Raw genomic sequence first — 24726 nt, 5'->3', positions numbered from 1 at the left:
CGGGTTAATAAACAGAATTTGCCTGGCGGCTGTAGCGCGGTGGTCCCACCTGACCCCATGCCGAACTCAGAAGTGAAACGCCGTAGCGCCGATGGTAGTGTGAGGTCTCCCCATGCGAGAGTAGGGAACTGCCAGGCATCAAATTGTAGTAAACCGGGATGAAAATCCGGGTGGTGACAAAGAAATTCGGTGGAGCGGTAGTTCAGTTGGTTAGAATACCTGCCTGTCACGCAGGGGGTCGCGGGTTCGAGTCCCGTCCGTTCCGCCACTTATTAGAAAATTAAGCCTGCTACTAAGCAGGCTTAATGATAAAAAAATTTAGGGGCGTAGCTCAGTTGGTAGAGCACCGGTCTCCAAAACCGGGTGTCGCGAGTTCGAGTCTCTCCGCCCCTGCCAGAAACAATCCTTAGCATCCTTGCTAAGGATTTTTTTTATCTGCAATTTGAGCTGTGCCTTTCTGCTGTATTGCTTCCGGCATCCTTGCCAGTGCTTTCTTTAATCTTCCAGAATACTTGTTCTTAGCAGATCGCAAATAAGTGCATGTTTGTCGCTGTTTTGCAGCCAGACTGCATATAAAGGACGTGACAGCGTTGTGCTGTCGGTAACCGTGTGTAGATCGCTTTTGGCTTTAGCCCAGTTAACGGGCAACCAACTAAAGCCCTTAAGGACAGAAAGTTGCTGCCTGGCCAGTTCTGCCGAACTGGTGGTAAGTACCGGCACTTCATCCCCCGCGATCAGTCCTGCTTCGTGTTGTTGAAAATCGGGTCCCCATTCCAGGCGTAGGTAATTCAGTTCATCTTTGGTTTGTGAAGGTGAACTGCAATAGAGCGCTAGCGTGAAATATCCCAACAGTTGGCTGCTAAATTCGTCCATTTTGGGCGTTTCGGTGGTGATCAGCAGATCAAGCTGTCGTTCATGTAGCTGCTTTACTAACGACTGCCGTTGAGCGATTCTCGCTTCAAACTGCAGGCTGGTTTGTGGTTCCTGTGACTGATACAAACGCCTTAACCAGTCATTAAGCATACATTCCCAAAGGGATGCGCTGGCACCAATTGAAAACTCGTTATGCCGCGAGGTATTCGCGACCTCCTTGCGCGCTGCTTGCCATGTGTTCATCAGCGTTTCAGCGTAAGGCAATAATTTCTCACCCGCCGCGGTTAAACGGATATTGTTTCTGTGTCGGGTGAACAGATTTACACCCAATTGATTTTCCAGTTGTCTGATCCGAAAACTAACCGCCGATTGGGTCAGATAGAGCGCTTCAGCAGCCCTGCCAAAGTGGCGTGTCCGGCTAACCTCCAGGAAAGTTTTTAACAATTCCGTATCCACAACTCGCTCCATAAAATTATTTGTCGTGATGATTTAAATCTTTTGTTTGACGCTCTGTCAAGCGTAACTAATACTCCGCGCCATAAATAGCTCGGCCAAAGAATTAGGAGCGTGCAGGATGGCGGAAAGCTTTACGACGACTAATCGATATTTCGACAATAAATATTATCCCCGCGGATTCTCCCGTCATGGTGATTTCACCATTAAAGAAGCACAACTGCTTGAGCGTCACGGTTATGCTTTCAACGAGCTGGATCTGGGCAAACGTGAGCCGGTAACGGAAGAAGAAAAACTGTTTGTTGCGGTATGCCGTGGTGAACGTGAACCGGTTACCGAAGCCGAACGCGTATGGTCTAAGTATATGACGCGTATTAAGCGTCCAAAACGTTTCCATACGTTGTCTGGTGGGAAACCTCAGGTGGAAGGTGCAGAAGACTACACCGAATCTGATGATTAATAAAAAAAGGGCGAAAGCCCTTTTTTTATGTCAGTAGTTTCTGCAAATGAATGAGTAACCTGTCTATCGCCCTATACCCAACGGCCTCCTGCAAGTGCTGACGGGTAATATGATCACATTGCTCGAGATCCGCGATGGTTCGGGCGACCTTTATCAATCGTAGCCAGGCGCGGATAGACAATCCGAGATGCGCTAATGTCTCTTCAAGCCACTGCGCATCATCACTGCGAAGTCGGCAATATTCATGTATATCCTGACTGTCCAGATGCGCGTTTAACTTATTTTGCCGCCGATACTGACGCTCTTGTGCGGCGATAACGCGTTGCTTCACCGTTGCGCTATCTTCCCCTTTCATCGCACTCTGGCTGAGTATGCCTGGCGGAGGCAAAGGGATTTCGAGGGAGAGATCGAAACGGTCAAGAAACGGTCCTGATAATCGATTGAGGTAACGCAGCGTCTGCTCTGGGGTGCAGCGGTTATGGTTCCCCTGATAATGACCCGTTGGGCTTGGATTCATTGCAGCAATGAGTTGAAAGCGTGCAGGGTAGGTTATTTTAGCCCGAGTGCGGGATAAATGGATCTGCCCGGACTCGATAGGTTCACGCAGGGCATCCAACGTGCGTCGCTCAAACTCAGGTAATTCATCCAGAAATAGTATGCCGTTATGCGCCAGAGAGATCTCTCCCGGCGCAGGAATAGACCCGCCACCTACCATGGCGGTTAATGAAGCACTGTGATGCGGTGAGCGAAAGGGGCGCTGCTTCCACTGTTTTTGTATCGTAGTGGAATTGACCAGGCTGAGTATCGCAGCACTTTCTAGTGCCTCATCGTTGCTAAGCGGCGGGAGTAGTCCTCTGAGGCGACTGGCCAGCATGGTCTTTCCCGTCCCCGGAGGGCCGATAAGCAGCAGGTTGTGACCGCCAGCCGCAGTGAGCTCCAACCCGCGTTTACCTTGTTCCTGACCGATGACATCGCTCAGATCATCGGCTAATGGCTCTGGCGTGAAGTCTGCAGATAACGGTCTGTCTAAATCATGCTTCCCTTCGAGAAATGCGCATACGGACTGTAGGTGATCGGCAATCAGACACCCTTCACCATGTATCAGTCCAACTTCAGCGGCATTCTCTTTTGCGACAATAATTCTCCTGCCTGCGCGTATTGCTTCGGTTGCGCTTGAAATCGCTCCTGGAACGCCGCGTAGCGTGCCTGTAAGCGCTAATTCGCCTACCAGCTCGTAGGTATCGAGATTATGGGCTGTAAGCTGCTCAGAAGCGGCCAGAAGCGCAACTGCGATAGGTAAATCATATCGCCCTCCTTCTTTGGGAAGATCGGCAGGAGCGAGGTTAATGGTTATCTTCTTCGCCGGGAATTCATACCCACTATTAATAATCGCACTGCGAACCCGATCGCGGGCCTCTTTCACCGTTGTTTCTGGCAATCCCACCATGGTTAAACCAGGTAGACCATTGCTGATATGTACCTCAATGGTAATGGCTGGCGCATTCACGCCAAGCGCGGCGCGTGTATGAACAATCGATAGTGACATAACCCCTCCTGATGAAGGCATTATGCGGTAATGCATCACGGCAAAATTTAACTTGATCGCGGATTTTAGGTGCTGATTCACGTATTTTTCTGCAAATTAAATCTTTTGCATGAAACCAGGGATAACGCTCGCAAACGTATTTATGAGGTATTGTCGCGGGGGAGTGTGTGCTCAAGCATGACCTGAAACGTGAAATATTTTCATTTTTTAATTTTTTATATAAAAAACAAGGCGATTTATCAAAACCGTTACCGGGCTCAGAAAAACGAATAAAAAAAATTCTTGTGTTATTTGCAAATTCTATGGTAACTCTTTAGGTATTCCTTCGAACAAGATGCAAGAAAATATAAAAATGACAGCCCTTCTACGAGTGATTAGCCTGGTCGTGATTAGCGTGGTGGTGATTATTATCCCACCGTGCGGGGCTGCACTTGGACGAGGAAAGGCTTAGAAAACAAGCCTTAACGAACTAAGACCCCCGCACCGAAAGGTCCGGGGGTTTTTTTTGACCTTAAAAACATACACGAGGAGCAGAAAGTGAACGGTAGCATAAAATTCTGTTTCTCAAGATTTACGGCGGGGATGTAACTATGAATGGGGCACAGTGGGTGGTACATGCGTTGCGTGCACAAGGGGTTCAAACCGTCTTTGGTTATCCCGGTGGCGCAATTATGCCGGTTTATGATGCGTTATATGACGGCGGCGTAGAACACCTGTTGTGTCGACATGAGCAGGGCGCGGCGATGGCGGCGATTGGTTATGCTCGTGCTACGGGTAAAACCGGTGTTTGTATCGCTACGTCCGGCCCAGGCGCGACCAACCTGATCACCGGTCTTGCCGATGCGCTGTTAGATTCTGTCCCCGTTGTGGCGATCACCGGCCAGGTTGCATCACCTTTCATCGGAACGGATGCGTTCCAGGAAGTGGACGTTCTCGGTATGTCTCTGTCTTGCACCAAGCACAGTTTCCTGGTGCAGTCACTGGAGGAACTGCCGCGCATCATGGCAGAAGCTTTCGACGTGGCGAACTCTGGTCGTCCGGGCCCCGTTCTGGTCGATATCCCAAAAGATATCCAGTTAGCCAGCGGTACGCTGGAACCGTATTTCACGACCGTCGGAAACGTAGAGACTTTCCCGCATGCTGACGTTGAGCAGGCGCGTAAAATGCTGGCTCAGGCGCAAAAACCCATCCTGTACGTAGGTGGTGGCGTGGGTATGGCGCAGGCGGTCTCTGCCCTGCGTGAGTTTATCGCGCTTACCCAAATACCGGTCGCTTGCACGCTGAAAGGCCTGGGCGCAGTAAATGCTGACTACCCGTACTATTTGGGCATGCTGGGAATGCACGGTACTAAGGCGGCGAATTTCGCGGTGCAAGAGAGTGATTTACTGATCGCAGTGGGCGCACGTTTTGATGACCGGGTAACCGGTAAGCTGAATACTTTCGCGCCTAACGCCAGCGTCATCCATATGGATATCGACCCGGCAGAAATGAATAAGCTGCGTCAGGCACACGTCGCGTTGCAGGGCGATTTAAATTCGCTGTTGCCGGCATTACAACAACCGCTGAAGATCGACGCATGGCGTCAGTTCTGTGCAGAGCTGCGCGCAGAACATGCCTGGCGCTATGATCATCCGGGTGACGCTATCTACGCGCCGCTGTTGTTAAAACAGCTGTCTGAACGCAAACCAGCAGATAGCGTGGTGACGACGGATGTTGGTCAGCATCAAATGTGGTCCGCGCAGCATATGACCTACACCCGCCCGGAAAATTTCATCACCTCCAGCGGTTTGGGTACGATGGGCTTTGGCCTGCCAGCTGCTGTTGGCGCGCAGGTGGCTCGTCCGAACGATACGGTAATCTGTATCTCCGGTGACGGTTCTTTCATGATGAATGTACAAGAACTGGGCACCGTAAAACGCAGGCAGTTGCCGCTGAAGATAGTCTTACTCGACAACCAGCGCTTGGGCATGGTGCGACAATGGCAGCAGCTGTTTTTCCAGGAACGTTATAGCGAAACCACCCTTACCGATAACCCCGATTTTCTCATGTTGGCCAGCGCCTTCGGCATACCTGGTCAGCACATCACCCGTAAAGACCAGGTTGAAGCGGCACTCGACACCATGCTGAACAGCGAGGGGCCATACCTGCTTCATGTCTCAATCGACGAACTTGAGAATGTCTGGCCTCTGGTGCCGCCTGGCGCCAGTAACTCAGAAATGCTGGAGAAATTATCATGATGCAACATCAGGTCGCCGTTGAGGCTCGTTTCAACCCGGAAACGTTAGAACGTGTTTTACGCGTGGTACGCCATCGTGGTTTTCAGGTGTGCTCCATGAATATGGCAGCCGCCAGCGATGCGCAGAATATAAATATCGAATTGACCGTTGCCAGCCCCCGGTCGGTCGACTTACTGTTTAGTCAGTTAAGTAAGCTGGTAGACGTTGCACATGTTGCTATCTGCCAGAGCACAACCACATCACAACAAATCCGCGCCTGAGCGCAAAAGGAAGAAAAATGACGACGAAAAAAGCTGATTACATTTGGTCTAATGGCGAGATGATTCGTTGGGAAGACGCGAAGGTTCACGTGATGTCCCACGCTCTGCACTACGGTACTTCTGTATTTGAAGGCATCCGTTGCTACGATTCTCACAAAGGGCCGGTGGTGTTCCGTCATCGTGAACATATGCAGCGTCTGCGTGATTCAGCCAAGATCTACCGTTTTCCGGTCTCTCAGAGCGTTGATGAACTGATGGAAGCCTGCCGCGAAGTCATCCGCAAAAACAACCTGACCAGCGCCTATATTCGTCCGCTGGTATTTGTTGGCGATGTCGGGATGGGCGTTAACCCGCCAGCGGGTTACACCACTGATGTGATCATCGCCGCGTTCCCGTGGGGGGCATACCTCGGCGCAGAAGCGCTGGAACAGGGGATCGATGCGATGGTTTCTTCCTGGAACCGCGTTGCGCCGAACACCATCCCTACCGCTGCTAAAGCGGGCGGTAACTATCTGTCTTCGCTGCTGGTGGGTAGCGAAGCGCGTCGTCATGGTTATCAGGAAGGTATTGCGCTGGACGTGAATGGCTACATTTCCGAAGGCGCGGGCGAGAACCTGTTTGAAGTTAAAGACGGCATTCTGTTTACCCCGCCATTTACCTCTTCCGCGCTGCCGGGTATCACCCGTGATGCCATCATTAAACTGGCGAAAGATCTTGATATCGAAGTGCGTGAGCAGGTGCTGTCCCGTGAATCGCTGTACCTGGCCGACGAAGTGTTTATGTCCGGTACCGCGGCGGAAATCACGCCAGTACGCAGCGTAGATGGTATTCAGGTAGGCGAAGGCCGCTGCGGCCCGGTCACCAAACGCATCCAGCAGGCCTTCTTTGGCCTCTTCACCGGTGAAACGGAAGACAAATACGGCTGGTTGGATTCAGTAAACCAATAACAATATTAATATTTCCCCAAAATAATTCACGTTGCAGGAAGACGGCAACGCAGGAAGTCCCAGGAGCTTATTGTAGTAAGTGACTGGGGTGAGCGAGGCAGCCAACGCACCTGCGGCGTGAAGTATGCAGGGGAAAGACAGACGGGAGTTAATCAAGCATGCCTAAGTATCGTTCTGCCACCACCACCCACGGCCGCAATATGGCGGGTGCCCGCGCACTGTGGCGCGCCACCGGGATGACCGACGCCGACTTCGGCAAGCCGATTATCGCTGTGGTGAACTCCTTTACCCAGTTCGTGCCGGGTCACGTACACCTGCGCGATCTCGGTAAGCTGGTTGCCGAACAAATCGAAGCCTCAGGCGGTGTGGCGAAAGAGTTCAACACCATCGCGGTGGATGACGGTATCGCTATGGGCCACGGGGGCATGCTTTATTCACTGCCGTCCCGCGAGCTGATCGCCGACTCCGTTGAGTACATGGTTAACGCCCACTGTGCCGACGCGATGGTCTGCATCTCCAACTGCGACAAAATCACCCCCGGTATGTTAATGGCCTCGCTGCGTCTTAATATTCCAGTGATCTTCGTCTCTGGCGGTCCGATGGAAGCCGGGAAAACCAAGCTTTCCGACAAAATCATCAAGCTCGACCTGGTTGACGCGATGATTCAGGGCGCAGACCCGAAAGTCTCCGACTCGCAGAGCGAGCAGGTTGAACGTTCCGCCTGTCCGACCTGCGGCTCCTGCTCCGGGATGTTCACCGCCAACTCGATGAACTGTCTGACCGAAGCGCTGGGCCTGTCACAACCGGGCAACGGCTCGCTATTGGCCACTCACGCCGACCGTAAAGAGCTGTTCCTCACCGCAGGTCAACGCATCGTTGAGCTGACCAAACGTTATTACGAGCAGGATGATGCATCGGCGTTGCCGCGCAACATTGCCAGCAAAGCAGCGTTTGAGAATGCCATGACGCTGGATATCGCCATGGGTGGTTCCACTAACACCGTTCTGCATCTGCTGGCGGCAGCACAGGAAGCGGAAATTGACTTCACCATGAGTGATATCGACAAGCTGTCTCGTAAAGTGCCGCAACTGTGTAAAGTGGCGCCAAGCACGCAAAAATACCATATGGAAGACGTTCACCGTGCCGGCGGCGTCTTGGGCATTTTAGGTGAGCTGGATCGTGCTGGGCTGCTGAACCGCAACGTGAAAAACGTCCTTGGTCTCTCTCTGCCGCAGACGCTGGAGCAGTACGACATCGCCGTGACCCAGGATGAGGCGGTCAAAAAAATGTTCCGCGCTGGTCCGGCGGGCATCCGCACCACCCAGGCGTTCTCGCAGGATTGCCGTTGGGATACGCTGGATGACGATCGCGCCGAAGGCTGTATCCGCTCGCTGGAGCACGCTTACAGCAAGGATGGCGGTCTGGCGGTGCTGTACGGCAACTTCGCGGAAAATGGCTGTATCGTAAAAACCGCAGGTGTTGACGACAGTATTCTCAAATTTACCGGCCCGGCGAAAGTCTACGAAAGTCAGGACGAGGCGGTTGAGGCTATCCTCGGCGGTAAAGTGGTCGAAGGCGACGTGGTGGTGATTCGCTACGAAGGGCCGAAAGGCGGGCCGGGCATGCAGGAAATGCTCTACCCAACCACGTTCCTGAAATCAATGGGTCTCGGCAAAGCCTGTGCGCTGATCACCGATGGCCGCTTCTCCGGCGGCACCTCCGGCCTGTCTATCGGCCACGTTTCCCCGGAAGCGGCCAGCGGCGGCAACATCGCGATCATCGAAGACGGCGATATGATTGCTATCGATATCCCGAATCGCGGTATTCAACTGCAACTGAGCGATGCGGAAATCGCCGCCCGTCGTGAAGCGCAGGAAGCCCGCGGCGATCAGGCGTGGACGCCGAAGAATCGTGAGCGTCAGGTCTCCTTTGCCCTTCGCGCCTATGCCAGCCTGGCCACCAGTGCCGATAAAGGCGCGGTGCGCGATAAATCGAAGCTGGGGGGTTAATGACCATGGCGGATTCACAACCCTTGTCCGGTGCCCCTGAGGGCGCCGAGTATCTCAGAGCGGTGCTGCGTGCGCCGGTATACGAAGCGGCGCAGGTAACGCCGCTACAAAAAATGGAAAAGCTCTCTTCGCGCCTCGATAACGTGATTCTGGTCAAGCGCGAAGACAGACAGCCGGTGCACAGCTTCAAGCTGCGCGGGGCCTACGCGATGATGGCAGGCCTGACTGAAGAGCAAAAAGCGCATGGCGTCATTACCGCATCGGCAGGTAATCACGCCCAGGGTGTGGCTTTCTCCTCTGCGCGATTAGGCGTGAAGGCGCTGATTGTGATGCCGGTGGCGACCGCGGATATCAAAGTCGACGCCGTTCGCGGCTTCGGCGGTGAAGTTCTGCTGCACGGCGCGAATTTTGATGAAGCCAAAGCCAAAGCGATTGAGCTTTCCCGGCAGCAGGGCTTTACCTGGGTGCCGCCGTTTGATCACCCGATGGTGATTGCCGGGCAGGGCACGCTGGCGCTGGAGTTACTTCAGCAGGATGCTCACCTTGACCGCGTCTTTGTGCCAGTTGGCGGCGGTGGTCTGGCGGCGGGCGTGGCGGTGCTGATTAAACAGCTGATGCCGCAGATCAAAGTGATCGCCGTCGAAGCCGAAGATTCAGCCTGCCTGAAAGCGGCGCTGGATGCCGGTCATCCGGTGGATCTGCCACGCGTAGGTCTCTTTGCTGAAGGTGTGGCGGTCAAACGCATCGGCGATGAAACCTTCCGTCTGTGCCAGGAGTATCTCGACGACATTATCACAGTCGATAGCGACGCTATCTGCGCGGCGATGAAAGACCTGTTTGAAGATGTACGCGCGGTGGCGGAACCTTCCGGGGCGCTGGCGCTGGCGGGTATGAAGAAATACATCGCCCAGCACAATATTCGCGGCGAACGTCTGGCGCATGTGCTGTCCGGCGCTAACGTGAACTTCCATGGTCTGCGCTACGTTTCTGAACGCTGCGAGCTGGGCGAACAGCGCGAGGCGCTGCTGGCGGTGACGATTCCGGAAGAGAAGGGCAGCTTCCTGAAGTTCTGCCAACTGCTGGGCGGGCGTTCGGTGACCGAGTTCAACTATCGCTTTGCTGACGCCAAAGATGCCTGCATCTTCGTGGGCGTGCGGCTGAGCCGTGGCGTTGAGGAGCGCAAGGAAATCCTTAGCCTACTCAAAGACGGCGGTTACAGCGTGGTGGATCTGTCAGACGATGAAATGGCCAAGTTGCATGTGCGCTATATGGTCGGCGGCCGTCCTTCTAAGCCGTTGCAAGAGCGCCTTTATAGCTTTGAGTTCCCGGAATCGCCGGGCGCGCTGCTGAAGTTCCTCTACACCCTGGGAACGCACTGGAATATCTCGCTATTCCACTACCGTAGCCACGGTACCGACTATGGCCGTGTACTGGCGGCGTTTGAACTGGGCGAGAATGAACCGGACTTTGAAACCCGGCTCAATGAACTGGGCTATGAGTGCCACGACGAGACGAATAACCCGGCGTTCCGCTTCTTCCTGGCGGGCTAACGGCGGCCATAAAAAAAGGGTTCATGGAGACATGAACCCTTTTTTACATCTGAATCAGAGAATTACAGCGTGATCACTTCGAATTCGACTTCGGTGTTCACGTCCGTATCGTAATCCACACCGTCGAGGGCAAAACCGAACAGGTTCAGGAATTCCTGCTTGTAACCTGCATAGTCAGTTTCCTGCGTCAGGTTTTCGGTGGTGATCAGCGGCCACAGGTCGCGGCAGGCTTGCTGAATATCGTCACGCAGTTCCCAGTCATCCATACGGATGCGTTGGTTGTCATCCAGCGCCACTTTATCGCCGTACAGGCTGGTGGTCATCAGACGGTTGATCTGCTCGATGCAACCTTCGTGAATGCCTTGCTCTTTCATCAGCTTGAAGACCATGGAGATGTACAGCGGCATCACCGGAATAGCAGAAGATGCCTGCGTGATAACCGATTTCAGGACGGCAACGTTAGCGGAACCGTTGAGCGGTGCCAGCTGCTTACGCAGTTCACCCGCCGCGCGGTCGAGGTCTTCTTTCGCTTTGCCCAGCGCGCCGTGCCAGTAGATTGGCCAGGTCAGGTCGGTACCGATGTAGGAATAAGCCACGGTTTTCACGCCGTCAGCCAGCACGCCTGCTTCGCTCAGCGCACCCATCCACAGTTCCCAGTCTTCGCCGCCCATGACGGTAACGGTGTTCTGAACTTCTTCTTCGGTTGCCGGCTCAATGCTGGCGGTGATGATCTGATCTTTGTTGGTATCAATCGCTTTAGAGGTGTAAACCTCGCCGATCGGCTTCAGCGCAGAACGAACGATTTCGCCTGTTTTCGGCATTTTACGCACCGGGGACGCCAGTGAGTAAACCACCAGGTCGATCTGGCCCAGATCTTCTTTGATCAGTTTGATAACTTCATCGCGGCACTCGTCAGAGAACGCGTCGCCGTTGATGCTTTTGGAATACAGACCTTCACGCTTAGCGGCTTCATCGAAGGCGGCAGAGTTATACCAGCCCGCGGAACCTGGTTTGGTTTCCGTGCCCGGTTTTTCAAAAAATACGCCGATAGTGGCGGCACCGCTGCCAAAGGCGGCGGAAATTCTGGATGCCAGGCCGTAACCGGTGGAAGCACCGATCACCAGCACGCGGGAAGGACCGTTCTCAATTTTCCCGTTTTGCTTAACGTACTCGATCTGTTTTTCCACATTGACTTTGCAGCCAGTCGGATGGGTCGTTGTACAGATGAATCCACGAATTTTTGGTTTGATTATCATAATGATGGCTAATTAAGTTTGTATTTTCGCTGTCAAGTGCGCAATGACACCGTCTGTTCTGGCTTGCTTAACGACATGGTTAACAAGCCCCCCACATCTATTATGGCACGGGACATTATACAGAAAAGGAGTGCCAATACTGAATCTACCACTGATTTTAGGCCAGACGCTGGCGCTACTCGGCGATTTTACGCTCCAGCACAATCTTCCAGAAGGCATCGATCAGCGGCTCATGCAGCCGCTTTTTCGGCGCGCAGACGCCCAGTTCAAACGGCGTTTTTTCGTCGCTGCGCTCTAAAATCATCACGCGATTGCGCACCGGTTCCGGGCTGTTTTCCAGTACAACTTCCGGCAGCAGCGCCACGCCGCAGCCTAGCGCTACCATCGAGACCATCGCCTCATGGCCGCCGACGGTGGCGTAAATCTGCGGGTTACTGATTTTGTGGCGACGGAACCACAGCTCAATGCGACGGCGCACCGGCCCCTGGTCGGCCATGATAAACGGCACGGTTGACCAGTCGGGCTTATCGACGGAAACCTGATTGCGCACCGGGCAGGGCAGCGCCGGGGCGATCAGCACCACCGCCAGATTCTCCAGCATGGAAAACGCCACCGCGCCGGGCAGCGTTTCCGGCTTACCGGCAATCGCCAGATCGGCCTCGCCGGTGACCACTTTGTCCATGGCGTCGGCGGCGTCGCCGGTGGTGAGCTTAATTTCGACGGAGGGATGCTCGGCGCGAAAACGATCGAGAATCGGCGGCAGATGGCTATAAGCCGCCGTCACCGAACAGAAAATGTGCAGTTCACCAGAAAGTGATGGCCCCTGCTGATCGAGGGTGTGGCGCAGTTGCTGATACTGCAACAACGTTTGCTGGGCAAATACCCGCAGTTCTTCCCCTGCTTCGGTCAGCGTGACCGTGCGGTTATCACGCACAAACAGCGCCTGACCGAGGTCCTCTTCCAGTCGCTGAATTTGCCGGGAGAGCGTGGAGGGGCTGACGTGCATCGCCCGCGCGCTGCGGCCAAAGTGGCGGCTTTCCGCCAGATGCAGGAAGGTTTTCAGATCGCGTAAATCCACCGATTTCACCTCACGGCTTAACATTGCAGAAATTGCAACATGACGTTGTGAATATATCAATTTCCGCAATAAATTTCCTGTTGTAATGTGGGGACATTCTCGCTGAAAAGCGAACCGAACAATATACTCGTCGTCTTTCAAGTTGCAGATGCGTTGGCTGCGTCAGCTCACCCCAGTCACTTACTTGAGTAAGCTCCTGGGGATTCGCTGCCTTACCGCCTTCCTACAACTCGAAATCCATAGAGTAACGACACACAACATCACGGAGTACACCATCATGGCTAACTACTTTAATACACTGAACCTGCGCCAGCAGCTGGCACAGCTGGGTAAATGCCGCTTTATGGGCCGCGACGAATTCGCCGACGGCGCGAGCTACCTTCAGGGTAAAAAAGTGGTCATCGTCGGCTGTGGCGCTCAGGGTCTGAACCAGGGCCTGAACATGCGTGACTCCGGTCTGGATATTTCTTATGCCCTGCGTAAAGAAGCCATTGCTGAGAAGCGTGCTTCCTGGCGTAAAGCGACCGAAAACGGTTTTAAAGTGGGGACCTACGAAGAGCTGATCCCGCAGGCGGACCTGGTGGTTAACCTGACGCCGGACAAACAGCACTCTGACGTGGTGCGTTCCGTACAGCCGCTGATGAAAGACGGCGCGGCGCTGGGCTACTCCCACGGTTTCAACATCGTCGAAGTGGGCGAGCAGATCCGTAAAGACATCACCGTAGTGATGGTGGCGCCGAAGTGTCCGGGTACCGAAGTGCGCGAAGAGTACAAACGTGGTTTCGGTGTTCCGACACTGATCGCCGTTCACCCGGAAAACGATCCGAAAGGCGAAGGTATGGCGATTGCTAAAGCCTGGGCTGCGGCCACCGGCGGTCACCGTGCGGGTGTACTGGAATCTTCTTTCGTGGCGGAAGTGAAATCTGACCTGATGGGCGAGCAGACCATCCTGTGCGGCATGCTGCAGGCCGGTTCTCTGCTGTGCTTCGACAAGCTGGTGGCAGAAGGCACCGACCCGGCTTACGCCGAAAAACTGATTCAGTTCGGCTGGGAAACAATCACCGAAGCGCTGAAGCAGGGTGGTATCACCCTGATGATGGACCGTCTGTCTAACCCGGCGAAATTGCGTGCTTACGCGCTGTCTGAACAGCTGAAAGAGATCATGGCGCCGCTGTTCCAGAAACACATGGACGACATCATCTCCGGCGAATTCTCTTCCGGCATGATGGCTGACTGGGCCAACGACGATAAGAAACTGCTGACCTGGCGTGAAGAGACCGGCAAAACCGCGTTCGAAACCGCGCCGCAGTATGAAGGTAAAATCGGCGAGCAGGAGTACTTCGATAAAGGCGTGCTGATGATTGCGATGGTGAAAGCGGGCGTTGAGCTGGCGTTCGAAACCATGGTCGATTCCGGCATCATCGAAGAATCTGCTTACTACGAATCACTGCACGAACTGCCGCTGATTGCCAACACCATCGCCCGTAAGCGCCTGTATGAAATGAACGTCGTTATCTCCGATACCGCAGAATACGGTAACTACCTGTTCTCTTACGCTTGCGTACCGCTGCTGAAAGAGTTCATGACCACGCTGCAGACTGGCGATCTGGGCAAAGCGATTGCCGAAGGCGCGGTAGACAACGCGCAGCTGCGCGACGTGAACGATGCAATTCGCGGTCATGCTATCGAGAAAGTAGGCCAGAAACTGCGTGGCTACATGACTGATATGAAGCGCATTGCAGTAGCTGGATAAGAGGCTTCTGGAATCGCCGGATGGCGGCGTGAACGCCTTATCCGGCCTACAATAAAGTGACCATTATGTAGGCTGGATAAGCGTATCGCCATCCGATAAAAAAGCCCGGTGTTTAAACACCGGGCTTTTTATTAGTTGCGGTACAGCACTTTAATGATGTGGTAACCGAACTGAGTGTGCAGCGGGCCGGTTGGCTCCAGCACCGGGCAGGAGAAGACCACTTTGTCGAACGCCGGCACCATCTGGCCCTGACGGAATTCACCTAAATCGCCACCGCGTTTGCCCGATGGGCAGATGGAATGCTTCTTCGCCAGTTTGCCGAAGTCGGCGCCGTTTTTAATCTGCTCCAGAAGATCCAGTGCCAGTTTCTCTTCTTTTACAAGGATATGCACTGCTGCTGCTGTTTTTGCCATGATCGTGCCTTCAAAAGGGAATATATAAGGCTGGCGATTTTAGCATGGCTTATCGGCGATACAGCACCTTGATGATGTGATAGCCGAATTTGGTTTTGACCGGCCCGTAAGGTTTAAGCAGTGGGCAGCTAAACACGGCGGCATCAAATGGCCCGACCATCATCCCCTGTTTGAACTCACCCAAATCGCCGCCGTTGCGCCCGGATGGGCAGCGAGAGTAGCGTTTTGCCAGGTGATCGAAGCTAATACCGCGATCCAGCTTGCTCAGGATTTCCAGAGCAAGTTTTTCTTCTTTTACCAGGATGTGCAGGGCTGCCGCGCTCTTAGCCATTATTTTGTTCTCATGTCTCAAAGATATCTCGTTACTTTATCATCCGCCTTCGCCGTGAACATATACTCTTCGCCATCACGGGACAGATGTCTCGCCTGATGTATGGAAGCGAGAGATGAGCGACATTTTTATCTGTCCTGTTCCTTCTTGTCACGGACAGCCGTCCTGTCCCTACCGCTGTGGAGCGAGATAACATGGATACAATGAAAAAACCTGAATTTTCAGTCGGCTGGCTTTCCGGGCTTAGTGATATTGTTCGCGATCCACAGCTTTATGAATTACTGAAATATTGCCCTCTGGAAATCATGCAGCAATGGCGCTTTGAAGAGATCCCGCGTGGAGACTTTATTTGCCGGCAGGGGGAAATATGTCAGCGCTTTTCGCTGATTATTGCTGGCGAAGTGGATGTGTTCTATGAGGCTGAAGATGGACGTCGTTATCGTCAGGCCCGCTACCGGAAAGGCGACATGCTGGGCGAGCTCGAGATCTTTGAGTCACGTCATTACATCTGTTCGGTGGTGGCGGTAGGGCATGTGCAGCTCCTGAGTTTGTCGCAGGAATATTTTTGCCGCTGGCTGGCCTTAGATAACCATTTTAACCAGCGGATGCTGCGCTTCTTTAGTCAGCAATATTATCAGCTGTCAAAAAAGGCCAGCAGCGACAATCTTTACTCGCTGCATCAGCGAGTATGTCAGGCGTTATGGCTGCGTTATCAACAAGATGGCACCAACGCAATCTTGCTGGATAAGCTAAACCTCAGCGAGGAGCTGGCGGCGACGACCCGTAGTATTAATCGTATTTTACATGATCTGAAAGCGTTACAGATTATTGATACCGATGGTGAAAGCATTGTGTTGTTAGTCCCTGAAAAGTTAAAGCAGGAGGCTGATATCGGATAACCGCAAGAGTGAAGGAGGCGCGAGAATGTCGCTGCAACCCCATATCCAGTTAAGCAAGGAGATGATCGGCGCACGCTATGCGCTGCTGCCGGGCGATCCGTTGCGGGTGGACCGCATCGTCAATTTTCTTGATAACCCAGAACTGCTTGGTCAAAACCGGGAGTTTCGCGCCGCGCGAGGTTGGTATAAGGGCGTCGAGATTTTGGTGCTCTCTACCGGGATCGGCGGGCCGTCTACGGCGATTGCCATTGAAGAACTGCGCCAGATCGGCCTAACAACCCTGATTCGTATCGGTAGCTGTGGGGCGTTGCAGGATAATCTTGCGCTCGGTGACGTGATTATCGCCCATGCCGCAGTAACGGATGACGGGACCAGCCGTACCTATGCGCCAGCAGGCTATCCGGCCTGCGCCGACCCGCAGTTAACCTGGGAACTGATGGCGCAGGCTCGCCAGATGAATATCCCCGCCGTGTGCGGCCTGGTGCGTAGCCACGACAGTTTTTATACCGATCGGGAAGCAGAACTGGATGCGCAGTGGTCGGCGCTCGGCGTTCTGGGCGCGGATATGGAGAGCGCCGCTCTGATGACTATCGGCGCGCTGCGAGGGTTACGTACGGCGTCATTACTCAACGTGGTGGTTGCCCACAACGGTTGTCTGGATAGCAGCATCAATGATTATGTCCAACAGGACGCGTTGTGCCAGCAGGGCGAAGAACGGCAAATTGCCCTGGCGCTCCGCGCCATTTATTCCGTCAGCCAGTCAGGAGGTCAGTGATGGACTTTTTTAGCATTAACAATGTGATGGTCAACATTCCTCTCGGCGAAGGCGGGTATGCGCTATCGTGGATTGAAGCCATTGGTACCGTATTTGGTCTGTTATGTATCTGGTGTGCCAGCCGGGAAAAAATCATCAATTACCTGTTTGGCTTGATTAACGTCACACTGTTTGCCGCAATTTTCTTCCAGATTCAGCTCTATGCCAGCCTGCTGCTGCAGGTGTTTTTCTTCGCCGCTAACATTTACGGCTGGTATGCGTGGAGCCGGCAAAACGAGGCGCAGGAAGCTGCGCTCAAAGTACGTTGGCTTTCCCGCCAGCAAACCCTGGTACTGGGCGGCGTATGCGCGGTGGCGATAGTTCTGATGACGCTGTTTATCGACCCGGTGTTTTCGGCGCTCACCCGCATCATGATTGCCCTGCTGCAAACATTTGGTATGCAGGTCGCTATGCCTGACCTCCAGCCCGATGCCTTCCCGTTCTGGGATTCCACCATGCTGGTATTGTCGATTGCGGCCATGGTACTGATGACGCGTAAATATGTTGAAAACTGGCTGCTATGGGTACTTATCGATGTTATTAGCGTGGTTATATACGCGGTGCAGGGCGTTTACGCCATGTCGCTTGAGTATGTCCTCCTGACTGCGATTGCTATCATGGGAGCGTACGGCTGGATCAAAAGTGCGCAGCGAAACGGCTATACACCGCTTGCCGCGACGGTCTCCTGATTGACCCGATTTTCTGGCTACCCGCAGAGGTAGCCAGTTACTCTTTCTCCCCCTCTTTCTGCTACAATCCACCTCCCCGTGTTTACAGATTGAGCAATCCTCTATGCGTTTGAACCCCGGACAACAACAAGCCGTCGAATTCGTCACCGGACCTTGCCTGGTGCTGGCGGGAGCTGGTTCCGGTAAGACGCGTGTTATCACCAATAAAATCGCGCATCTGATTCGTGAATGTGGCTACCAGGCACGACATATTGCGGCCGTAACCTTTACCAATAAGGCTGCGCGCGAGATGAAAGAGCGCGTGGCGCAAACGCTGGGGCGTAAAGAAGCACGTGGGTTGATGATCTCCACTTTCCACACACTGGGACTGGATGTCATTAAGCGCGAATATGCGGCGCTGGGGATGAAGTCGAACTTCTCGCTGTTTGACGATACCGACCAGGTGGCCCTGCTTAAGGAACTGACCGAAGGGCTAATTGAAGACGATAAGCTTATTCTCCAACAACTGATCTCGACGATCTCCAACTGGAAAAACGATCTGATGACCCCGGCGCAGGCGGCAGCCAGCGCGAAGGGCGAACGCGATCGTATTTTTGCCCACTGCTATGGTTTGTATGACGCCCATATGAAGGCGTGTAACGTTCTCGATTTTGACGATCTGATCCTGCTCCCGACGCTGCTGCTTCAGCGCAATGAAGAAGTGCGCGAGCGCTGGCAGAATAAAATCCGCTATCTGCTGGTGGATGAATATCAGGATACCAACACCAGTCAGTACGAGCTGGTGAAGTTGCTGGTGGGGAAACGGGCACGCTTCACCGTCGTGGGCGATGACGATCAGTCAATATACTCCTGGCGCGGCGCACGCCCGCAGAACCTGGTGCTGCTGAGCAAAGACTTCCCGGACTTGCAGGTGGTTAAACTGGAGCAAAACTACCGCTCCTCCGGGCGCATTCTCAAGGCGGCGAATATTCTCATCGCTAATAACCCGCATGTGTTTGAAAAGCGACTCTTTTCTGAGCTGGGCTATGGTGCGGAGCTTAAGGTATTGAGCGCCAATAACGAAGAGCATGAAGCGGAGCGCGTCACCGGTGAACTGATCGCCCATCACTTCGTCAATAAGACGCAGTATAAGGACTATGCGATTCTGTATCGCGGCAACCATCAGTCGCGGGTGTTTGAAAAATTCCTGATGCAGAACCGCATCCCGTACAAAATTTCCGGCGGTACCTCGTTCTTCTCTCGTCCGGAGATTAAAGACTTGCTGGCCTATCTACGCGTACTCAGCAACCCGGATGACGATAGCGCGTTCCTGCGCATCGTTAATACGCCGAAGCGCGAGATTGGCCCGGCGACGCTGCAGAAATTGGGTGAATGGGCGATGACGCGTAATAAAAGCCTGTTTACCGCCAGTTTTGACATGGGCCTGAGCCAGACGCTGACCGGACGCGGATATGATTCACTGACCCGTTTTACGCACTGGTTGGGTGAAATTCAGCGCCTGGCAGAGCGTGAGCCCGTTGCTGCCGTGCGCGATCTTATCCACGGCATTGATTACGAGTCCTGGCTGTATGAAACCTCGCCGAGCCCAAAAGCGGCAGAAATGCGCATGAAGAACGTTAACACGCTGTTTAGCTGGATGACAGAGATGCTGGAAGGCAGCGAGCTGGAAGAGCCAATGACCCTGACCCAGGTGGTTACTCGTTTTACCCTGCGTGACATGATGGAGCGCGGAGAGAGCGAAGAAGAACTGGATCAGGTGCAGTTGATGACGCTGCATGCTTCGAAAGGGCTGGAGTTCCCGTACGTGTTTATGGTGGGAATGGAAGAGGGATTTTTGCCGCACCAGAGCAGCATTGATGAAGACAATATCGATGAAGAGCGTCGTCTGGCTTACGTAGGGATTACCCGCGCACAGAAAGAGCTCATCTTTACCCTGTGCAAAGAACGCCGTCAGTACGGTGAGCTGGTACGCCCGGAACCGAGCCGTTTCCTGTTAGAACTGCCACAGGATGACGTTATCTGGGAACAGGAGCGTAAAGTGGTAAGCGCTGAGGAACGGATGCAAAAAGGGCAGGCCAGTATTGCCAATATTCGGGCGATGATGGCAAAGGCGAAAGCGAAGCCGTAGGCCGGATAAGCGCAAGCGCCTTCCGGCAAATCAACGATTAACGTACTTCCAGCGGCCAGTGGACATAGCTTTGCCACTCGCTTTCCTGATCGATGAGCTCTTTACCTAGCGGGTGATGTTCCAGCCAGCCTTCAGGCAGTATGACCGTCAAGTGCTCATCTCTTGCATCCAGCTGAATTTCCGGCACCAAATCATCGCGGCGACGGCTGGCGAAAATAATCGCCAGACGCAGCAAACGGCAAAGGTGCTCCGCGATGCGCGGTGGCACGGCGTTTTGCTGATGGAGCGAAGAGAGATCGACCGGATTGGTCTGGTTGAGTAACAACGTGGCTAACAGTTTTTTCTGCGCCGGCGTAAAACCTGGAAGATCGAGATTGCGCACCAGATAAGCCGCATGCTGTGGTGCCTGTTTAAAATCAACGCTCAACCCAATTTCATGCAGCTGGCAGGCGCTAATCAGCAGTTCGCGGCTAATTGCTTCCAGATGCCACTTATTTTCGACTTGATCGAGGAATTTCGTTGCTAACATGGCAACGCGATGCGCTTGCTCTGTATCGACCATGAATCGACGCTGAATATTACGTAACGTGCGGCTGCGAATATCCTGATCCACCGCCAGATGTAGCATGCCATAGACCAGCCCTTCGCGTAATGCGCCGCCAGCAAGGGTCATGCACTGAATATTCAGTTCGGTGAAAATGGCAATCAGGATCGCCAGCCCGCTGGGGAAAACCAGCGCACGTTCCAGCGTTAAGCCTTCAATTTCCAGCTCTTCCAGACGACCACAATGAATGGCTCGCTGCTTTAGCTGCTGAAGTTTCGCCAGCGTGATACGCTCATCCATGCCTTGCGCCATCATGATTTCCTGCAACGCCTGGACGGTACCAGAAGCACCAACGCAGACTTTCCAGCCATGAAAACGCAGTTTGTCAGCGACCGGACGCAGCACTTCGCGCGCAGCCTGCTCGGCCTGGTCGAAGTTTTCCTGCGCCAGATTACGATCGGTAAAATACCGTTCGAGCCAGGTGACGCAGCCCATTGACAGGCTAAACAAGGAAGTCGTTTGTGCGCCGGAGCCGGTAACCAGTTCAGTGCTGGCGCCGCCAATATCAACGACCAGACGCTGATCGGCCCCGCCGGTAGTGTGGGCTACACCCTGATAAATCAGTCGTGCTTCTTCTTCGCCGCTAATGACCTGGACAGGACAGCCGAGGATATCTTGCGCTTTAGCGATAAACTCATCGGCATTTACGGCGATGCGTAATGTTGCCGTGGCAACCACGCGGATTTGCGGTTGAGGTATATCCTGCAGGCGTTCAGCAAACAGGCGCAAACATTGCCAACCGCGCTCCATCGCCTCTGCGGAGAGAACGTAGTCGCTATTGAGTCCAGCGGCCAGACGCACTTTGCGTTTAATACGCGTGAGCGTCTGGATGCTTCCCGCCACCTCGCGTACGACCAGCATATGAAAACTATTGGAGCCGAGATCGATTGCCGCATACAACGAGGTAGAGTTCATACACTTCATCCTTCAACCTGTATCTGTGTTGGCTGCGTTCTCTCACCCGAATCACTTACAGTAAGCTCATCGGGATTCGTTTTCTTGCCGCCTTGATAAAGGCTGAATGATTTTGTGTATGGCATAACTTTTCTTAACCTGAACGACGACGATTACGCGGAGCGCCACCGGTACGACGTGGGCCATTACCTGTACGCGGGCGCGTCAGGCGCAGCGGCTTCGGCAGATCGGTCATTAGCGCATCCGGGTTGTACTTGCTGACCGGAATCGAGTGGCCGATATAGGTCTCGATTGCAGGTAAATTCAGCGCGTATTCTTCGCAGGCCAGGCTGATAGAGTGACCGCTTGCGCCAGCACGACCCGTACGACCGATACGGTGAACGTAATCTTCACAGTCATCCGGCAGGTCATAGTTAAAGACGTGCGTTACGGCTGGGATATGCAGGCCACGCGCGGCCACGTCAGTCGCAACGAGAATGTCGAGATCGCCACGGGTGAACTCATCCAGGATACGCAGGCGTTTTTTCTGCGCCACGTCACCAGTCAGCAGGCCGACGCGATGGCCATCCGCAGCGAGGCTGCCCCAGATATCTTCACAACGATGCTTGGTGTTAGCAAAGACGATGGCGCGATCTGGCCACTCTTCTTCAATCAGCGTTTGCAATAAACGCATTTTTTCTTCATTGGAAGGATAGAAGAGTTCTTCTTTGATGCGGTGACCTGTCTTCTGCTCCGGTTCGACTTCCACATACTCAGCGTTATTCATTTGTTCGAACGCCAGTTCGCGGACGCGATAAGAGAGGGTTGCAGAAAACAGCATGTTCAGACGTTGGGTGGTTGGCGGCATACGACGGAACAGCCAACGGATATCTTTAATAAAGCCCAGATCGTACATACGATCGGCTTCATCCAGCACCACGACCTGAATCGCGCCCAGGTTAATATGGTTCTGCTTTGCATAGTCAATGAGACGACCGGTGGTGCCGATAAGAATATCGACGCCGCTTTCCAGCACTTTCAGCTGTTTGTCGTAACCGTCGCCGCCATAAGCCAGGCCTAATTTCAGACCGGTGGTTTGTGCCAGCGGCTCGGCATCGGCGTGGATTTGCACGGCTAACTCACGCGTTGGCGCCATAATTAACGCACGCGGTTGGTTCACCTTGCGATCGGCAATCGCGGGATGAGAGAGAAGATAATGAAACGTTGACGTCAGGAACGCCATCGTTTTTCCGGTACCGGTTTGCGCCTGCCCTGCAACATCACGACCTGCCAGCGTTAGCGGCAGCGCGAGGGCCTGAATGGGCGTGCAGTTATGAAACCCTTTATTTTCAAGGGCTTCTATCACCTTTGGGTGCAGGGCGAAGTCGGAAAACTTCTGTTCTGTTAAATGTGTTTTGCTCATAGTGTGGTAGAATATCAGCTTACTATTGCTTTACGAAAGCGTATCCGGTGAAATAAAGTCAACCTTTAGTTGGTTAATGCTACACCAACAGCCTACACCAACACGCCAGGCTTATTCCTGTGGAGTTATATATGAGCGATAAAATTATTCACCTGACTGACGACAGTTTTGACACGGATGTACTCAAAGCGGACGGAGCGATCCTTGTTGATTTCTGGGCAGAGTGGTGCGGTCCGTGCAAAATGATCGCTCCGATTCTGGATGAAATCGCTGACGAATATCAGGGCAAACTGACGGTTGCTAAACTGAACATTGACCAAAACCCAGGCACCGCGCCGAAGTATGGTATTCGTGGTATCCCGACCCTGCTGTTGTTTAAAAACGGCGAAGTAGCGGCGACTAAAGTCGGCGCACTGTCCAAAGGTCAGTTGAAAGAATTCCTCGACGCGAATTTGGCGTAAGGAAGTCTCATGATCGGGCGACCATACTTCGAATTGATTCGGATGACTGGACGCCCGACTTGAGTCGTGCTAAGTTAGTGTTGACTTCGTATTAAACATACCTTATTAAGTTTGAATCTGGTTATATCCCATACTTCCCGTAGTTTCTCGCGCGAGAAGTGGACAGATTCAGGGCCTTATCACTCAATCCGTCTTGTCGTTTCAGTTCTGCGTACTTTCCTGTGACCAGACAGCGAACAGACATGAGTCGATGGCCGTAAACAGGCATGGATGACCCTGCCATACCATTCACAACATTAAGTTCGAGATTTACCCCAAGTTTAAGAACTCACACCATTATGAATCTTACCGAATTAAAGAATACGCCGGTTTCTGAGCTGATCACTCTCGGCGAAAATATGGGCCTTGAAAACCTGGCTCGTATGCGCAAGCAGGACATTATTTTTGCCATCCTGAAGCAGCACGCAAAGAGTGGCGAGGATATCTTTGGTGACGGTGTGCTGGAGATATTGCAGGACGGATTTGGTTTCCTCCGCTCTGCAGACAGCTCCTACCTCGCCGGTCCTGATGACATCTACGTTTCTCCCAGCCAAATCCGCCGTTTCAACCTCCGCACTGGTGATACCATTTCTGGTAAGATTCGCCCGCCGAAAGAAGGTGAACGCTACTTTGCGCTGTTGAAAGTTAACGAAGTTAACTACGACAAACCAGAAAACGCCCGTAACAAAATCCTCTTTGAGAACTTAACCCCGCTGCACGCAAACTCTCGTCTGCGTATGGAACGTGGTAACGGTTCTACTGAAGACTTAACGGCGCGCGTACTGGATCTGGCATCGCCGATCGGTCGTGGTCAGCGCGGTCTGATCGTTGCTCCGCCGAAAGCGGGTAAAACCATGCTGCTGCAGAACATCGCGCAGAGCATTGCTTACAATCATCCAGACTGTGTGCTGATGGTGCTGCTGATTGACGAACGTCCGGAAGAAGTAACCGAGATGCAGCGTCTGGTGAAAGGTGAAGTTGTTGCGTCTACTTTTGACGAACCCGCCTCCCGTCACGTTCAGGTTGCGGAAATGGTCATCGAGAAGGCGAAGCGTCTGGTTGAACACAAGAAAGACGTTATCATTCTGCTTGACTCCATCACCCGTCTGGCGCGTGCTTATAACACCGTAGTTCCGGCTTCCGGTAAAGTTCTGACTGGTGGTGTGGACGCTAACGCCCTGCACCGTCCGAAACGTTTCTTCGGTGCTGCGCGTAACGTGGAAGAGGGCGGCAGCCTGACCATCATCGCGACTGCGCTGATCGATACCGGCTCTAAAATGGATGAAGTTATCTACGAAGAGTTTAAAGGTACAGGCAACATGGAACTGCACCTCTCTCGTAAGATTGCTGAAAAACGCGTCTTCCCGGCTATCGACTACAACCGTTCCGGTACCCGTAAAGAAGAGTTGCTCACCACCCAGGAAGAGCTGCAGAAAATGTGGATCCTGCGCAAAATCATCCATCCGATGGGTGAAATCGACGCGATGGAATTCCTCATTAATAAGCTGGCGATGACCAAGACCAACGACGACTTCTTCGATATGATGAAGCGTTCCTGATTCTGGCATCATCTGAAAACGCCACGTTTTTACGTGGCGTTTTGCTTTTG

General features: G+C 53.4%; 23 protein-coding genes, 2 tRNA genes and 1 rRNA gene. 18 read left to right on the top strand and 8 right to left on the bottom strand.

Going from position 1 to position 24726, the window contains the following annotated elements; genetic code table 11:
- The first annotated feature begins 21 nt into the window (after positions 1-21).
- From rrf to JSN25_RS03585, 3 genes are all read left to right on the top strand, one after another.
- A 5S ribosomal RNA gene (rrf, locus tag JSN25_RS03595) occupies positions 22-137 on the top strand.
- Positions 138-191: 54 nt separating this feature from the next.
- Positions 192-268: transfer RNA gene (locus tag JSN25_RS03590), tRNA-Asp, on the top strand.
- A gap of 52 nt (positions 269-320) precedes the next feature.
- A tRNA-Trp gene (locus JSN25_RS03585) sits at positions 321-396 on the top strand.
- 99 nt (positions 397-495) lie between these two features.
- On the opposite strand, the gene hdfR is transcribed toward JSN25_RS03585, so the two are convergent.
- Complete coding sequence (hdfR, locus tag JSN25_RS03580) at positions 496-1341, bottom strand: HTH-type transcriptional regulator HdfR (RefSeq protein ID WP_087856748.1); 846 nt, start codon at positions 1339-1341, stop codon at positions 496-498.
- A gap of 106 nt (positions 1342-1447) precedes the next feature.
- On the opposite strand from hdfR, the gene maoP reads away from it, so the two are divergent.
- The gene (gene maoP, locus JSN25_RS03575) at positions 1448-1786 is read left to right on the top strand and encodes a macrodomain Ori organization protein MaoP (RefSeq protein ID WP_003018025.1); all 339 of its coding nucleotides are present in this window, start codon (positions 1448-1450) and stop codon (positions 1784-1786) included.
- A gap of 25 nt (positions 1787-1811) precedes the next feature.
- On the opposite strand, the gene JSN25_RS03570 is transcribed toward maoP, so the two are convergent.
- Positions 1812-3332: a YifB family Mg chelatase-like AAA ATPase gene (locus tag JSN25_RS03570; protein ID WP_038634615.1), complete on the bottom strand. Its 1521-nt coding sequence runs from the start codon at positions 3330-3332 to the stop codon at positions 1812-1814.
- 352 nt (positions 3333-3684) lie between these two features.
- Here JSN25_RS03570 and ilvL point away from each other — a divergent pair, with 352 nt between their 5' ends.
- The 6 genes from ilvL to ilvA all read left to right on the top strand — a co-directional run bounded on the left by ilvL (position 3685) and on the right by ilvA (position 10335).
- Positions 3685-3783: an ilv operon leader peptide gene (gene ilvL, locus JSN25_RS03565; RefSeq protein WP_001311244.1), complete on the top strand. Its 99-nt coding sequence runs from the start codon at positions 3685-3687 to the stop codon at positions 3781-3783.
- Positions 3784-3922: 139 nt separating this feature from the next.
- Positions 3923-5569 (top strand): acetolactate synthase 2 catalytic subunit, encoded by a 1647-nt coding sequence (ilvG, locus tag JSN25_RS03560; protein ID WP_069325103.1) that lies wholly within the window; start codon positions 3923-3925, stop codon positions 5567-5569.
- A complete protein-coding gene (gene ilvM, locus JSN25_RS03555; protein ID WP_038634609.1) occupies positions 5566-5829 on the top strand; it encodes an acetolactate synthase 2 small subunit in 264 nt (87 codons plus the stop codon). Before ilvG ends, ilvM begins: the two co-directional genes overlap by 4 nt.
- 17 nt (positions 5830-5846) lie before the next feature.
- Positions 5847-6776, top strand: a complete 930-nt coding sequence (locus tag JSN25_RS03550) for a branched-chain amino acid transaminase (RefSeq protein ID WP_003829030.1) — start codon at positions 5847-5849, stop codon at positions 6774-6776.
- Between the two features lie 158 nt (positions 6777-6934).
- Positions 6935-8785, top strand: a complete 1851-nt coding sequence (gene ilvD, locus JSN25_RS03545) for a dihydroxy-acid dehydratase (RefSeq protein ID WP_038634606.1) — start codon at positions 6935-6937, stop codon at positions 8783-8785.
- A gap of 5 nt (positions 8786-8790) precedes the next feature.
- Positions 8791-10335 carry a threonine ammonia-lyase, biosynthetic gene (gene ilvA, locus JSN25_RS03540; RefSeq protein ID WP_038642902.1) on the top strand — a complete coding sequence of 515 codons (1545 nt, stop codon included), beginning with the start codon at positions 8791-8793 and terminating at the stop codon, positions 10333-10335.
- A gap of 62 nt (positions 10336-10397) precedes the next feature.
- Here ilvA and fabV read toward each other — a convergent pair whose 3' ends face one another.
- A complete protein-coding gene (fabV, locus tag JSN25_RS03535; protein ID WP_137351548.1) occupies positions 10398-11591 on the bottom strand; it encodes an enoyl-ACP reductase FabV in 1194 nt (397 codons plus the stop codon).
- 175 nt (positions 11592-11766) lie between these two features.
- Positions 11767-12693, bottom strand: a complete 927-nt coding sequence (gene ilvY, locus JSN25_RS03530) for an HTH-type transcriptional activator IlvY (RefSeq protein ID WP_087856750.1) — start codon at positions 12691-12693, stop codon at positions 11767-11769.
- A 253-nt stretch (positions 12694-12946) separates the two neighbouring features.
- On the opposite strand from ilvY, the gene ilvC reads away from it, so the two are divergent.
- Positions 12947-14422, top strand: a complete 1476-nt coding sequence (ilvC, locus tag JSN25_RS03525) for a ketol-acid reductoisomerase (protein ID WP_069325102.1) — start codon at positions 12947-12949, stop codon at positions 14420-14422.
- 131 nt (positions 14423-14553) lie between these two features.
- Here ilvC and ppiC (JSN25_RS03520) read toward each other — a convergent pair whose 3' ends face one another.
- Positions 14554-14835: a peptidylprolyl isomerase PpiC gene (ppiC, locus tag JSN25_RS03520; protein WP_003017999.1), complete on the bottom strand. Its 282-nt coding sequence runs from the start codon at positions 14833-14835 to the stop codon at positions 14554-14556.
- 49 nt (positions 14836-14884) lie between these two features.
- Positions 14885-15166, bottom strand: coding sequence for a peptidylprolyl isomerase PpiC (ppiC, locus tag JSN25_RS03515; RefSeq protein ID WP_038634595.1), 282 nt, complete (start codon positions 15164-15166; stop codon positions 14885-14887).
- Between the two features lie 194 nt (positions 15167-15360).
- On the opposite strand from ppiC (JSN25_RS03515), the gene JSN25_RS03510 reads away from it, so the two are divergent.
- The 4 genes from JSN25_RS03510 to rep all read left to right on the top strand — a co-directional run bounded on the left by JSN25_RS03510 (position 15361) and on the right by rep (position 19696).
- Positions 15361-16065, top strand: coding sequence for a Crp/Fnr family transcriptional regulator (locus JSN25_RS03510; protein ID WP_085049762.1), 705 nt, complete (start codon positions 15361-15363; stop codon positions 16063-16065).
- A 25-nt stretch (positions 16066-16090) separates the two neighbouring features.
- Positions 16091-16840 carry a nucleoside phosphorylase gene (locus JSN25_RS03505; RefSeq protein ID WP_204525446.1) on the top strand — a complete coding sequence of 250 codons (750 nt, stop codon included), beginning with the start codon at positions 16091-16093 and terminating at the stop codon, positions 16838-16840.
- Complete coding sequence (gene pnuC, locus JSN25_RS03500) at positions 16840-17568, top strand: nicotinamide riboside transporter PnuC (RefSeq protein ID WP_204525445.1); 729 nt, start codon at positions 16840-16842, stop codon at positions 17566-17568. The genes JSN25_RS03505 and pnuC overlap by 1 nt, the downstream gene beginning before the upstream one ends.
- 103 nt (positions 17569-17671) lie before the next feature.
- Positions 17672-19696, top strand: a complete 2025-nt coding sequence (rep, locus tag JSN25_RS03495; protein ID WP_199952912.1) for a DNA helicase Rep — start codon at positions 17672-17674, stop codon at positions 19694-19696.
- 37 nt (positions 19697-19733) lie between these two features.
- Here rep and gppA read toward each other — a convergent pair whose 3' ends face one another.
- Both gppA and rhlB read right to left on the bottom strand, forming a co-directional pair.
- On the bottom strand, positions 19734-21215 hold the full coding sequence (gppA, locus tag JSN25_RS03490) for a guanosine-5'-triphosphate,3'-diphosphate diphosphatase (RefSeq protein ID WP_038634581.1): 1482 nt from the start codon (positions 21213-21215) through the stop codon (positions 19734-19736).
- 133 nt (positions 21216-21348) lie between these two features.
- Positions 21349-22617 carry an ATP-dependent RNA helicase RhlB gene (gene rhlB, locus JSN25_RS03485; RefSeq protein WP_003829013.1) on the bottom strand — a complete coding sequence of 423 codons (1269 nt, stop codon included), beginning with the start codon at positions 22615-22617 and terminating at the stop codon, positions 21349-21351.
- Between the two features lie 131 nt (positions 22618-22748).
- Here rhlB and trxA point away from each other — a divergent pair, with 131 nt between their 5' ends.
- From trxA to rho, 3 genes are all read left to right on the top strand, one after another.
- Positions 22749-23078 (top strand): thioredoxin TrxA, encoded by a 330-nt coding sequence (trxA, locus tag JSN25_RS03480; RefSeq protein WP_001280776.1) that lies wholly within the window; start codon positions 22749-22751, stop codon positions 23076-23078.
- A 158-nt stretch (positions 23079-23236) separates the two neighbouring features.
- Positions 23237-23338, top strand: coding sequence for a rho operon leader peptide (locus tag JSN25_RS03475; RefSeq protein ID WP_110496374.1), 102 nt, complete (start codon positions 23237-23239; stop codon positions 23336-23338).
- Positions 23339-23416: 78 nt separating this feature from the next.
- Complete coding sequence (rho, locus tag JSN25_RS03470; RefSeq protein WP_002437993.1) at positions 23417-24676, top strand: transcription termination factor Rho; 1260 nt, start codon at positions 23417-23419, stop codon at positions 24674-24676.
- The last annotated feature ends 50 nt before the right edge of the window (positions 24677-24726 follow it).

The organism is Citrobacter cronae, assembly GCF_016893685.1.
Classification (GTDB): Bacteria; Pseudomonadota; Gammaproteobacteria; order Enterobacterales; family Enterobacteriaceae; genus Citrobacter; species Citrobacter werkmanii.
Note: the sequence above shows the minus strand (reverse complement) of the source record. Positions and strands in the feature narration are given on the sequence as shown.